The 11909-nt window shown below is 64.8% G+C and carries 12 protein-coding genes; 8 read left to right on the top strand and 4 right to left on the bottom strand.

What is annotated here, in order from left to right; genetic code table 11:
• Positions 1 to 23 precede the first annotated feature (23 nt).
• Complete coding sequence (locus tag CHB74_RS01280; protein WP_089217775.1) at positions 24 to 1289, bottom strand: aspartate kinase; 1266 nt, start codon at positions 1287 to 1289, stop codon at positions 24 to 26.
• 71 nt (positions 1290 to 1360) lie between these two features.
• Here CHB74_RS01280 and ubiG point away from each other — a divergent pair, with 71 nt between their 5' ends.
• From ubiG to CHB74_RS01260, 4 genes are all read left to right on the top strand, one after another.
• Complete coding sequence (gene ubiG, locus CHB74_RS01275) at positions 1361 to 2101, top strand: bifunctional 2-polyprenyl-6-hydroxyphenol methylase/3-demethylubiquinol 3-O-methyltransferase UbiG (RefSeq protein WP_089217774.1); 741 nt, start codon at positions 1361 to 1363, stop codon at positions 2099 to 2101.
• A 140-nt stretch (positions 2102 to 2241) separates the two neighbouring features.
• Positions 2242 to 3411, top strand: a complete 1170-nt coding sequence (locus CHB74_RS01270; RefSeq protein WP_179220658.1) for a hypothetical protein — start codon at positions 2242 to 2244, stop codon at positions 3409 to 3411.
• Positions 3412 to 3495: 84 nt separating this feature from the next.
• Complete coding sequence (locus CHB74_RS01265) at positions 3496 to 4158, top strand: peroxiredoxin (protein WP_089217773.1); 663 nt, start codon at positions 3496 to 3498, stop codon at positions 4156 to 4158.
• A 26-nt stretch (positions 4159 to 4184) separates the two neighbouring features.
• Positions 4185 to 5237: an MBL fold metallo-hydrolase gene (locus CHB74_RS01260; protein WP_089217772.1), complete on the top strand. Its 1053-nt coding sequence runs from the start codon at positions 4185 to 4187 to the stop codon at positions 5235 to 5237.
• Here CHB74_RS01260 and ybaK read toward each other — a convergent pair whose 3' ends face one another.
• Positions 5238 to 5711: a Cys-tRNA(Pro) deacylase gene (gene ybaK, locus CHB74_RS01255; protein ID WP_089217771.1), complete on the bottom strand. Its 474-nt coding sequence runs from the start codon at positions 5709 to 5711 to the stop codon at positions 5238 to 5240.
• Positions 5712 to 5761: 50 nt separating this feature from the next.
• Here ybaK and CHB74_RS01250 point away from each other — a divergent pair, with 50 nt between their 5' ends.
• Positions 5762 to 6466, top strand: a complete 705-nt coding sequence (locus CHB74_RS01250) for an NAD-dependent deacylase (RefSeq protein ID WP_089217770.1) — start codon at positions 5762 to 5764, stop codon at positions 6464 to 6466.
• 155 nt (positions 6467 to 6621) lie between these two features.
• Positions 6622 to 7791 carry a BamA/TamA family outer membrane protein gene (locus CHB74_RS01245; RefSeq protein WP_089217769.1) on the top strand — a complete coding sequence of 390 codons (1170 nt, stop codon included), beginning with the start codon at positions 6622 to 6624 and terminating at the stop codon, positions 7789 to 7791.
• A 15-nt stretch (positions 7792 to 7806) separates the two neighbouring features.
• Here the strand turns inward: CHB74_RS01245 and mtgA are convergent, their stop codons facing one another.
• Both mtgA and CHB74_RS01235 read right to left on the bottom strand, forming a co-directional pair.
• Positions 7807 to 8532, bottom strand: coding sequence for a monofunctional biosynthetic peptidoglycan transglycosylase (gene mtgA, locus CHB74_RS01240; protein ID WP_089217768.1), 726 nt, complete (start codon positions 8530 to 8532; stop codon positions 7807 to 7809).
• A gap of 79 nt (positions 8533 to 8611) precedes the next feature.
• Positions 8612 to 9463 (bottom strand): SDR family NAD(P)-dependent oxidoreductase, encoded by an 852-nt coding sequence (locus tag CHB74_RS01235; protein ID WP_089217767.1) that lies wholly within the window; start codon positions 9461 to 9463, stop codon positions 8612 to 8614.
• Between the two features lie 371 nt (positions 9464 to 9834).
• On the opposite strand from CHB74_RS01235, the gene CHB74_RS01230 reads away from it, so the two are divergent.
• Together CHB74_RS01230 and CHB74_RS01225 are read left to right on the top strand one after the other, a co-directional pair.
• Positions 9835 to 11043 carry an acyl-CoA dehydrogenase family protein gene (locus CHB74_RS01230; RefSeq protein ID WP_089217766.1) on the top strand — a complete coding sequence of 403 codons (1209 nt, stop codon included), beginning with the start codon at positions 9835 to 9837 and terminating at the stop codon, positions 11041 to 11043.
• A gap of 81 nt (positions 11044 to 11124) precedes the next feature.
• On the top strand, positions 11125 to 11901 hold the full coding sequence (locus CHB74_RS01225) for a fumarylacetoacetate hydrolase family protein (RefSeq protein WP_089217765.1): 777 nt from the start codon (positions 11125 to 11127) through the stop codon (positions 11899 to 11901).
• The last annotated feature ends 8 nt before the right edge of the window (positions 11902 to 11909 follow it).

Raw genomic sequence — 11909 nt, 5'->3', positions numbered from 1 at the left:
GTCAAGGCGCGGGGTCGCAAGGCTCACGCGTCAGCCTCTTCTTCGGCGTCGAGGCCGTAGGCGGTGTGGAGGACGCGGACGGCGAGTTCGGTATAATCGTCCTCGATCAGCACGCTGACCTTGATTTCCGAGGTGGTGATCGCCTGGATGTTGATGCCGCGATCGGCAAGCGCCTTGAACATCGTGGCTGCGACGCCAGCATGGCTGCGCATGCCCACGCCCACGACCGAGACCTTGCAGACGTTGGTCGCGTGGAGGACGCGCTCGAACCCGATCGTCGGCTTCTGCTTTTCCAGCACGTCGAGCGCGCGGGTCAGTTCCGCCTTCGGAACGGTGAAGGTGACGTCCGTCGAACCGGTTTCGTGCGCGATATTCTGCACGATCATGTCGACATTGATGCTGGCATCGGCCAGCGGCGTGAAGATGGTGGCGACGGCGCCCGGACGATCCGGCACGGCGACCAGCGTCACCTTGGCTTCGTTCTTGTCGTGGGCGATGCCCGTGATCAGCTGACGTTCCATGCTTCCCTCTTCGATCTCGTCGTCGCCGACGATCAGCGTGCCGCGATATCCATCCTCGTCCCGGCTGTCGTCGAACGAGGAGAGCACACGCACGCGCACCTTTTCCTTCATCGCCAGGCCGACAGACCGCGTCTGCAGCACCTTGGCGCCCACGCTGGCGAGTTCCAGCATCTCTTCATAGGTGACGCGGCTGAGCTTGCGCGCCCTGGGGACGATGCGCGGATCGGTGGTGTAGACGCCGTCGACATCGGTGTAGATGTCGCAGCGATCCGCCTTCATCGCAGCCGCCACGGCGACCGCCGACGTGTCCGATCCGCCACGGCCGAGCGTGGTGATGCGATCGCCATCGGCCATGCCCTGGAAACCCGGGATCACAGCGACTTCGCCGGTGGCGAGGGCGGCGCCGAGCGCTTCGGTGTCGATCGTGGCGATGCGGGCCGAGGCGTGCGCGTCCGACGTGCGGATCGGCAACTGCCAGCCAAGCCAGCTGCGCGCGTTGACGCCCATGGACTGCAGCACGATGGCGAGCAGGCCGCTGGTGACCTGTTCGCCCGATGCCACCACCACGTCATATTCGCGGGGATCGTAAAGGGGCGACGCTTCGCGGCAGAAATTGACGAGGCGATCGGTTTCGCCCGCCATGGCAGATACCACGACAGCGACTTGATTGCCGGCGTCCACCTCTTGCTTAACGCGGTTGGCGACGTTGCGGATACGCTCGATGCCGGCCATCGAGGTGCCGCCGAACTTCATGACGATACGGGCCATCGGCAGGTCTTCTAGCTCTAACAGGAACCGGCTTGGCGCGCGGTGTGGCGGCCTGATAGGGAGGTGGAACCATGAACGCAAGCACGCCCGATACAAACCCGACCACGATCGACCCAGCCGAGGCCGCCCGTTTCGGCGCCATGGCCGCCGATTGGTGGAATCCCAAAGGCTCGTCCGCCATGCTCCACCGGCTCAATCCGGTGCGGCTGCGCTATATCCGTTCGGCCATGGACGATCACTGGCACGGCGATAGCGAAGGCTTCCGGCCGCTGGCCGGGAAGCGTGTGCTGGACGTCGGTTGCGGCGCGGGGTTGCTGGCCGAGCCGCTGGCGCGGCTGGGCGGTGCTGTTACCGCGATCGACGCCGCGCCCGAGAATATCGCCGTCGCGCGCCACCATGCCGAAGGGCAGGGGCTGGCGATCGATTATCGGGCCGGCGGCGTCGAGGCGCTGGCGGGTGAGAGCTTCGATCTCGTAACCTCGCTGGAAGTGATCGAGCATGTTGCCGACCCGGCGGCCTTCGTCGCCGGGCTGGCCGGCGCGCTGGCACCCGGCGGGCTGATGGTGCTTTCGACGCCCAATCGCACGCCGATGTCGCGTCTTGCGCTGATCACCGTGGGGGAAAGCGTGGGCGGCATCCCCAAGGGGACGCACGACTGGCACAAATTCCTGACGCCCGAGGAGTTGAAGGGGCTGGTGGAGGATGCCGGCCTGAAGGTGGCCGACGTGACGGGCCTTTCCTTCACGCCGCTGCAGGGCTTCCACCTCAGCGACAATGTCGCGATGGATTATCTGCTGACGGCAACGCGCTGAACCCGGCCGTTCATCCCCCCGCAAGGCAGTGGCGCGGATATGGTTTCTGCCCCGCAATGGCCGTTTTTTCGTGCAACACATGACATGGCCAATCGTTGAGGGGCGACGGGCGTGTATTTGTGTGTGCGTAGGCGGTTTTCATGGAGTTCGCGTTCCTGTTCATCGGAGGGCCGCATCAGGTCTTCCACCTGGCGCCAGTTGCCGCCCGGCTGAGCCAACTCGCGCCGCGCGCCCGGGTGACATGCCTTTATCCCGATGACGAAACCGGCAATGCGCTGGAACATGTGCGCGGGCGGATGGCGGCCGACCGGCTGGTGCTGGAACGGATCGCGCCGCCGGCCTGGGCGGAAGGGCTGGCGCGGATCCTCCACCACCAGTCGCTGCGTAAGCTGCCGACGCTGATGCGCCTGGCGACCCGGTTGAAGCGAGCGGCGGCGATCATCACGCCCGAACGCACGTCGGCCGCCCTGCGCCATATGGGGCTTGGCCGCAGCCTGATGATCCATTTCCGGCATGGCGCGGGTGATCGCGCGCCGTCTTCGGAAAGCCGGCTGCGGGCTTTCGACATGGTGGCGGTGCCGGGCAAGAAGGACGTTCGGCGCGCGGTGGGCGTTCAGCATCTCGATCCGGCCCGCGTGCGGCAATGCGGCTATGTGAAGCTGGATTATCTGTCGCGATGCGGTGGTGCGCGGCCCGCGCTTTTCCCCAATGACCGGCCGGTCGTGTTCTACAACGCGCATTTCGACCTTGGCCTGTCGTCCTGGACGCGGGCGCGGGAGATCGTCGACGCGTTTCGGCGGCAGGATGCCTATAACCTCGTCGTGGCGCCGCATATCCGGCTGGGTGGCGATATGTCCGCCGACGAGCGGGCCGAATGGACACGCCTGGCGGACCCGGAACGAATCATCGTCGATTTCGATTCCGTGCGGATGATCGACATGACCTATGCGCAGGCGGCCGACGTCTATCTTGGGGACATGTCGAGCCAGTTCTACGAGTTTCTGGCGACGCCGCGACCGGCGGTTTTCGTCAACGCGCATGGCGCCGATTGGCGCGCCGATCCGCGCTATGCAGGCTGGCATCTGGGCGAGGTGGTGGACGAACCCGGCGACATCATCGCGGCGGTCGACCGCGCTCGCGAGCGGCATCCGGCGCTGATCGAACGGCAGCGGGATGCGACCCGCGAGGCTTTTGGCGATTATGGCGGCGCCATCGAACGCGGCGCCGAACTGATTCTCGAAACCACGGCCAGCTTCCACGGCAAGGCACCGCCGGCGCGCACGACGCAACGTCCCGTAGCTGCACACTGAAATCCATCCCCCCGTGGCCGGACTTCCGATCGCCCCCGAACAGGCGTAGTTTCCGCCGCCGGGGGCGTGGGAAGGGATGGCGTCATGAACCTTTCGATTGGCAGCGTCGCACCGGATTTCACCGCCGAAACCACACGCGGACGGATCAATTTCCACGACTGGATCGGCGACGGCTGGTGCGTGCTGTTTTCGCATCCCAAGGATTTCACGCCGGTCTGCACGACGGAGCTTGGCTATCTTGCCAAGCTGCTGCCCGATTTCGAGGCGCGCGACTGCAAGGTCATCGGCCTGTCGGTCGATCCGGTGGATGATCATGACCGCTGGCTGGGCGATATAAGGGATGCGACGGGATCGATCGTGACCTATCCGATCATCGGCGATCATGATCTGGCGGTGGCCAAGCTTTACGGCATGCTGCCGATCGACGAGGAAGGATCGTCGGAAGGCCGCACGGCGATGGGCAACCAGACGGTGCGCACCGTGTTTCTGATCGGCCCTGACAAGCTGATCAAGGCGATGCTGATCTATCCGATGAGTTCGGGGCGCAATTTCGACGAGGTTCTGCGGCTGCTCGATTCCTGCCAGCTGACGGCGCGTCACAAGGTGGCGACACCGGTGAACTGGAAGCAGGGCGACGACGTGATCATCGTGCCATCGATGAGCGACGAGGAAGCGCGGGAACGCTTTCCGGATGGCTGGAAGACGGTGAAGCCATATTTGCGGGTGGTGCCGCAGCCGGCCGACTGAACGGCGACAGGACAAGGGGGGTGGCGATGTTCTTCCAGCAAGTCGCGGACGGAGGTTGCCAATCCTATGTGATCGGCTGCGCGGAAAGCTGTGCTGCCGCGATCATCGATCCCGCGCTCGGCCAGATCGACCGCTATGTCGGCATCGCCAACCGTGAGGGGTTGCGGGTGCGCTACATCATCGAGACGCACACCCATGCGGACCATTTCTCGGCGGCGCGGCAACTGGCCGAGCGGATGGGCGCGACGGTGGTGATGCATCGCAACAGCCCCGCACCGCATGTCGCGATGCGCGTCGACGACGGGCATCTGATCGCGGTGGGCGCGCTGCGGCTGAAGGTGATGCACACCCCCGGGCACACGCGCGATTCGATGTGCCTGCATGTCGATGATCGGGTGTTCACGGGCGATACGCTGCTGATCGGCGGGACCGGGCGGACCGATCTGCCGACGGGCGATCCGGCGGAGCTTCACCGCAGCCTGTTCGCCCGGCTGCTGTTGCTGGATCGCGAGACGCTGGTGTTCCCGGCGCATGATTATAAGGGCCGCACGCACAGCAGCATCGGCACCGAGATCGACGGTAATCCCCGGCTGCAGGTGCGTGACGAAGCCGCCTTTATCGAGATGATGCGGGGCCTGAACCTTTCCGCCCCGACCCATCTGACCGAAGCGCTGCGGACCAACATGTCGGGCGGCAAGACGGTGCGGCAATTGCTGGCGGAAGCGGCGCTGGGCGTGCCGTTCGTATCGCTGGAAGGGCTGGCGGGCCGTCTGGAGGGGAAGCGCAACGACTTTGTGATCCTGGATGTGCGCGAACGGGATGCCTATGCCCGTGGCCATATTCCGGGCGCGCTGCACCTCGCGCGCGGGCAACTGGAACTGAAGGTCGACGAGACCTTTCCCGACCCCAATCTCGAGATCCTGACGGTCTGCGAACTCGGCAAGATTTCCACGCTGGCAGCCGCGACCTTGCGCGAGCTTGGCTTCGGGCGGGCCGTGGCGCTCGACGGTGGGATGAAATCCTGGCGGGAGGGCGGCTTCCCGATGGAAACGGGGGAAGACCCTGCCTTGCTGATCTGATCAGGCGATCAGCGGCGCCGCCGTCGCGCCCGCCGCGGCCCGTGCATCTGCTGGCGCGAGGCGGATTTGCAGCCCGCGCTGGCCGCCATTCACATAGACATGGGGTTCGGCGAGCGCGGTTTCCTCGATCGCGGTCGGCAGCCGCTTGCGCTGGCCGAATGGGCTGACCCCGCCCACCTTGTATCCGGTGATCCTTTCGGCATCGGGCACGGGCATCATCCTTGCCGATTTGCCGCCGAAGGCCGCCGCGACTTTCTTCATGCTGACTTCGCTGTCCGACGGCGCGATGACGCAGACGGGCTTGCCATCGACCTCGGCGACAAGCGTCTTGAGCACGCGATGCGGGGCCTCGCCCCGCGCTTCGGCCGCCTGCAGGCCGACCTTTGCGGCATCGGGATCATAATCATAGACGTGCAGGGTGAAGGCGATCCTGGCCTTGGCGAGGGCGTTCGTGGCGGGCGTGGACTTCGACATGGCGCAGCTTCTATGGCGGTGGCAGGCATAAAGCGAGCAGCGGAAACGACATGCGCCCGATCGAGAATATCGTCATCCTGACCGGGGCCGGCATTTCGGCCGAAAGCGGCCTTGCCACCTTTCGCGGGCCCGACGGCCTGTGGGAAGGGCATCGGGTGGAGGATATCTGCACGCCGGAGGCGCTGGCGCGCGATCCGGTGCTGGTGCAGACCTTCTATGACGCGCGCCGCGCCGCACTGGCATCGGTGGAGCCCAATGCCGCGCATCGGGCGCTGGCGCGGCTGGACGCCGGGTGGAAGGGCGAACTGCTGATCGTCACCCAGAATGTCGACGACCTGCACGAACGGGCCGGCGCACAGCGCATGCTGCACATGCATGGCGAGCTGAAATCCGCGCTCTGCCGGCGGTGCGGCGGGCGTTCGGAATGGATGGACACGCTGATCGATGGCCCGGCCTGTCCCGCCTGCGGTGCGCCGGGTGGATTGCGGCCCGACATCGTGTTCTTCGGCGAAATGCCCTACCAGATGGAGCGGATCGAGGCTGCGCTGGAAGATGCCGACCTGTTCGTGTCGATCGGCACATCCGGCGCGGTCTATCCGGCGGCGGGCTTCGTGCAGACCGCCCGGCATTATGGTGCGCGGACGCTGGAACTGAACCTGGACCCGTCCGCCGGCAGCCATTTCTTCGACAAGACGCGGATCGGCCCGGCAAGCCGGCTGGTCGTGCAATGGGTGGATAGCCTGCTGGGCGGCTGACGACGCCGGATCGGATGGCCGCCGCACCGGGGGAAACCCCGATGGTTCGCGCTTTTGGCTTTGGCTAAGCCAGTCTCATCCGGGGATGCGAGGCGCGGATGGTGCAGAGGAAGCGGCCAGCGGGCGAAAGTGTCGGGCCATGGGCGGGCAGGGCGATGCTGCTGCTTGCAGGGTATTTCGCCGGCACATCGGCGGCCCTTGCGCAGGACGGGCCCGAGGCCCCGCAGGCCGCGCCGACCGCTGACGAAGCCGCGTCGGAAAAGCCGATCGCCAAGTTCTTCGACCGCTTTGTCGATGAGGAGGACGGGAAGGTCGATTTTTCGAACGTGCTGGCGAAGGGCGGCTTCATCCCGATGCCGGTGATCATCACCGAACCGGCCGTCGATGGTGGCTTCGGCGTGGCCGCCCAGTTCATCACCGTGCCCAGGGACAATCCCCGGCGCGTGACCCGGCGGATATTGGGCGGCGCGCTGACCGGAAACGGATCCTACGGTTATGGCTATTTCCAGTCGGGCCAGGCATTTGACGGCCGTGTCAGCTACAAATTCGGGCTGGCGCAGGGGAAGATCACGCTGGATGCTCACCCCCGTTTTTTGCAGGCACCGCTCGAATATACGAACAAGTATAAATATGGCGTGCTGGCGTCGGCCCTGATCCATTTCGCCGACGATCGGTTCTCCGTCGGGCCGATGATCGATTTTCGGCGGCTGGAATCGAGCATCGAGTTCCAGAACCCGCCGATCGAGCTGGACCGCGATTTCAACCGCAAGCTCAAGACCGGAGCGCTGGGCTTTGGCATGCATTTCGACGGCCGAGACAATGCGGTGACGCCGACGCGGGGCATGAACGTCTTTGTCGAAGGCAAATTCAATGCCGACGCCTTTGGCAGCGACCGCACCTTCCAGACCTACAAGGCCGGTTTCTACAGCTTTCACCCGCTGACATCAGACTGGCGGCTTGGCTACAAGCTGGAGGTGGATGCCGCGCGGGACAATTTCCCGATCTATTTCGCGCCGGCGGTCAACCTGCGCGGCGTGGAAATGCAGCGTTATCAGGGTAGCACGGTGTTCAGTTCCGAAGTCGAGGTGACCCGGCAGTTGAACGACCGCTGGGCGATATTGGCCTTTGCCGGCTATGGATCGGCAGATGCCGGCGATCGCCGCCTTTTCCGAGATTCCGGGGCGATTTTCGCGGGCGGCGGCGGTTTTCGTTATCGTCTGGCCCGTAAGCTCGGCCTCGATGCCGGGCTCGACGTGGCCTATGGGCCGGGCGGGGGTGTCTTCTACATCCAGTTCGGCCATGCCTGGGGCACGGGCATGGATTGAAGCCGCCGGCCGGCGTCAGCGCAGGCAGCTATCGAGGCCGCCGCGCTGGACGACGCCGATACGGCCGGCGATCTTGTTGCCATGCCGGCGGGTGAAGCCGGTGGGCGAAATCGCCTCACGCTTCTTCGGCAGCGGCAGGACGGCGGCGATGCGCGCCGCTTCCGTCGACGTCAGTCGCGACGCATCATGGCGGAAATAACGCTGCGCCCCCGCATTGGCGCCATAGGTGCCGATGCCGGTTTCGGCGATGTTGAGATAGACTTCCATGATCCGCTTCTTGCCCCAGATCGCTTCGATCAGGACGGTGAACCAGGCTTCCAGCCCTTTGCGGAAATAGCCGCCACCCTGCCACAGAAAGGCATTCTTGGCCGTCTGCTGGCTGATCGTGGAGCCGCCGCGGATGCGGCCGCCATCGGCATTGTCCTTCATCGCCTGCTGGATGGCCTTGAAATCGAAGCCGTGGTGGGAACAGAAATTCCAGTCCTCGCCGCCGATCGCGGCGCGGGCCATGTCGGGATCCATGCGACGGAGGCTCATCCAGTCCTTGTCGATCCCGCGCCCGTCGATCGCGTTGCCGAGCATGGTGAAGGTGACGGGCGGCGGCACGAACTTGTAGATCAGCACCCATAATAAAGAGACGCCGACGAAGGCGACGGCGCCCCGCCACGTCCAGCGCCAGATGCGCCGTGGCCAGGATCGCCCCGTCGATGTCCGCTTCTTTGCCCGTTTCGTCCGCGCCATCGCCGCCGCTTAGCCGCTTCCGATCAAACGGAAAAGGCCCGGACGATGCCGGGCCTTTCCTTTGTTGTCGCGCTGGCGATCAGCGGACGATGGCGGGATGCGGAATGCGCGGTTCGCCCAGCATCTCGCGATAGGAAGGCGGCGTCTTGCCGTTGTCCTGAATGCCATAGACCTGCGCCTGTTCGGCGCCGATCACCGTCTGGCCCGAAAGCTCCATGCGCTTGGGATCCTGATGGATGCCGGCGATCACCTTGCCGGTGAATTCGGGGCTTTCGCCGATCTTCAGGAATTCGGTGTACTGGTCCGGCCGTTCGTCGGCGGCGCGGCGGGTGCGTTCGGTGACGAGCGGGCCCATCCACACCGAGACGGCGGCGACGTCATGATCCTTGAGGTCCACGCCCATATCGGCGGCGAACTTGTCGACGCCGGCCTTCTGCGCGCCATAAGCGGGGCCGTGCATGTAGCAGACGCTGCCGAAGGACGAGGTGAAGGCGATCAGCGCGCCGCCGGTCTTCATCATCAGCGGCGTGGCATAGAAGCTGGCGACATATTGCGAACGCAGGCCGACATTGAGGATGTCGACAAGACCCAGCGGGCGTTCCCAATAGCCGCCCGGCGTGATCAGTTCGGGGTGGATGTGCGCGACATTGTTGACGAGGATGTCGAGCCGGCCTTCTTCGGCCTCGATCTGCTTGAACAGCGCTTCGACCTGTTCGTCCTTGGCGTGGTCCACGGCGACCGCGACGGCTTCGCCGCCGGCGTCCTGGATTTCCTTGGCGACGCTGTGGATCGTGCCCGGAAATTCCGCCGTGCCTTCGGCCGTGGTGCGGCCGGTGACATAGACCTTATATCCTGCCGCGCCCAATGCGCGGGCGATGCCGGCGCCGGCCCCGCGACTCGCGCCCGTGACCACCGCTACCTTGTCAGCCATGCCTGATCTCCGATTGTGACTGTCGTTTCGGCGCGCCAGACAACATAGGATATGCGTAACGTAAAGTCGGAATATTTGCGCATATGGATTCATGGCCCGATCGGCATGGGCGACGCGCGATGAATTGCCGGCTATCGGCGCCACCAAATCTGCGGGCTATCATGATGGTTTGCGATGGCCGGACTCGCGCGAATCGTCAGCCATGATTGCCGGAGGGCGGCATGGAAGACATGGCTTTTCGCGACGGAGCGAATCAAATGCCGGGCTTGTTGACGACTTGCGTAGGCGGATGCTAGTTTCGCTACGAATAAGCTGAAACCTGCAGGCGGATGGCGTCGCTGCCCGAAGGCAGGTGGCTGGTGGAGAGTTGAATGGCAACCGCTTTGAATTCGAAAGGCTCCGATGTGATTCCGACGCCGCAGGAGCTGATCGACCGTGCCCGCGCTATGATTCCTGCCCTTAAGGCGCGGGCGAAGCAGGCGACGGCCGATTGGAAGGTTCCCGACGAAACGATCGCCGAAATGCAGGAAGCGGGCTTCTTCCGCATCCTCCAGCCCAAGCGCTGGGGCGGTTATGAAATGCACCCCAACGTGTTTTTCGAGGTGCAGAAGTTGCTGGCCGAAGGCTGCATGTCGACGGGCTGGGTTTATGGCGTGGTCGGCGGCCACCCGTATGAACTGGCCCTGTTCCACGATCAGGCGCAGGTGGACGTGTGGGGTGAGGATGACAGCATCCTCGTTTCGTCTTCCTACCAGCCGGTCGGCAAGGTCGAACGGACCGAAGGCGGCTTCTATCTTTCGGGTCGCTGGGGCTTTTCGTCCGGCAGCGAGCATTGCCAGTGGGTGCTGCTGGGCGCGCTGATTCCGCCGGCCGAGCCGGGTGGCGCGCCGGACATGCGCACCTTCCTCGTCCCGCGTACCGATTATGTGATCGAACGCACCTGGGATGTGTTCGGCCTGCAGGGCACCGGCAGCCACGATATCGTGGTCGATCGCGCCTTCGTGCCCGATTATCGCACGCACAAGGCGTCGGACGGCTTCATGTGCACGAACCCGGGCCAGAAGGAAAATGACGCGCCGCTTTACCGCCTGCCCTGGGCGCAGGTGTTCCTGCGGCTGGTGTCGTCGGCGGCGCTCGGCGGCACGCGTGCGGGCATCAACGCGGCGGTCCAGATCACCAAGGATCGCGTGTCGACCAACACCGGCAAGGCTTCCAAGAGCGATCCGGTGCTGCTGAACGCCATCGCCAAGGCTTATGCGCAGCTCGACGAAATGGAGCTGGTGCTGCGTCGGAACTTCGACGACCTGATCGCGATTGCCGAGAGCGGCGAGCCGATCCCGATGGAGAAGCGCACGCTCTATCGCTACCAGTCGTCGAGCGTGGTGCGGCGCTGCGCCGATCTGATCGACGATCTGATGCCGCTGCTCGGCGGCCGGGCGGTGTATAATTCGAGCCCGATCGTCCAGCCCTGGCTCGACCTCAACGCCGCGCGCGCCCACGTTGCCAACGATCCCAACAATATGGGGCCGGATCTGACGAACGGGCTGTTGGGTGAAGGGCCGTCCTTCTTCTTCCTGTAAGAACGGCGCATAATCATTGCAGGCACGGCCGGACTCGCAAGGTTCGGCCGTGCTTGTCCCGGTTGAAGAGGGTCGAGGATCTTGAGCAAGGCTGAGCAGTACGGACAGGAACTTTACGAGGCGCTGCGCGAGCGGCGGACCGTGACGCCGCTGATGGCGCGCGATGCCTCGCTTACCATCGACGATGCCTATGCGATCTCGCTCGATGCGCTCGCCCGCCGGCAGGCCGATGGCGAGAAGGTGGTCGGCAAGAAGATTGGCGTAACCAGCAAGGCCGTGCAGGACATGCTGGGCGTGCACCAGCCGGACTTCGGTTTCCTGACCGACCGGATGTGGATCGAAGGCGATATTGACATCGCCGCGAACGGGCTGATCCAGCCGCGCGCCGAGGCCGAGATCGCCTTCATCCTGAAGTCCGACCTGAACGGGCCGGGCATCACGGCCGAGGACGTGCTGGCTGCGACCGAGAGCATCGCGCCCTGTTTCGAGATCGTCGACAGCCGTATCCATGACTGGAAGATCGGCATTGTCGATACGGTGGCCGACAATGCGTCCTGCGGCGTGTTCGTGCTGGGCGACGCGCGGGTCGATCCCCGTGATTTCGACCTGCCGGCGCTGCATGTCACCGTCACCAAGAATGGCGAGCCGCTGTCGGAAGGCTATGGTTCGGCCGTGCAGGGATCGCCGTTGCAGGCGGTGGCCTGGCTGGCGAATACGCTGGGCGCGCATGGTGTGACGCTGAATGCGGGCGACGTGATCCTGTCGGGCAGCCTGGTGCCGCTGGCACCGGCGGTGGCCGGCGACGTTTTCGAAATGGAACTGCATGGGATCGGTCGTTGCACCGCCCGGTTCGTGTAAGGAGTTAA

Origin of the sequence: Edaphosphingomonas laterariae, from assembly GCF_900188165.1 — a bacterium.
In the GTDB taxonomy this organism is placed as follows: Bacteria; Pseudomonadota; Alphaproteobacteria; order Sphingomonadales; family Sphingomonadaceae; genus Sphingomonas_E; species Sphingomonas_E laterariae.
Note: the sequence above shows the minus strand (reverse complement) of the source record. Positions and strands in the feature narration are given on the sequence as shown.

Bases quoted from the DNA above. Each gene is read 5' to 3' on its own strand.
- CHB74_RS01280 (WP_089217775.1), bottom strand. From the start codon at position 1,289: ATGGCCCGTATCGTCATGAAGTTCGGCGGCACCTCGATGGCCGGCATC.
- ubiG (WP_089217774.1), top strand. From the start codon at position 1,361: ATGAACGCAAGCACGCCCGATACAAACCCGACCACGATCGACCCAGCC.
- CHB74_RS01270 (WP_179220658.1), top strand. From the start codon at position 2,242: ATGGAGTTCGCGTTCCTGTTCATCGGAGGGCCGCATCAGGTCTTCCAC.
- CHB74_RS01265 (WP_089217773.1), top strand. From the start codon at position 3,496: ATGAACCTTTCGATTGGCAGCGTCGCACCGGATTTCACCGCCGAAACC.
- CHB74_RS01260 (WP_089217772.1), top strand. From the start codon at position 4,185: ATGTTCTTCCAGCAAGTCGCGGACGGAGGTTGCCAATCCTATGTGATC.
- ybaK (WP_089217771.1), bottom strand. From the start codon at position 5,711: ATGTCGAAGTCCACGCCCGCCACGAACGCCCTCGCCAAGGCCAGGATC.
- CHB74_RS01250 (WP_089217770.1), top strand. From the start codon at position 5,762: ATGCGCCCGATCGAGAATATCGTCATCCTGACCGGGGCCGGCATTTCG.
- CHB74_RS01245 (WP_089217769.1), top strand. From the start codon at position 6,622: ATGCTGCTGCTTGCAGGGTATTTCGCCGGCACATCGGCGGCCCTTGCG.
- mtgA (WP_089217768.1), bottom strand. From the start codon at position 8,532: ATGGCGCGGACGAAACGGGCAAAGAAGCGGACATCGACGGGGCGATCC.
- CHB74_RS01235 (WP_089217767.1), bottom strand. From the start codon at position 9,463: ATGGCTGACAAGGTAGCGGTGGTCACGGGCGCGAGTCGCGGGGCCGGC.
- CHB74_RS01230 (WP_089217766.1), top strand. From the start codon at position 9,835: ATGGCAACCGCTTTGAATTCGAAAGGCTCCGATGTGATTCCGACGCCG.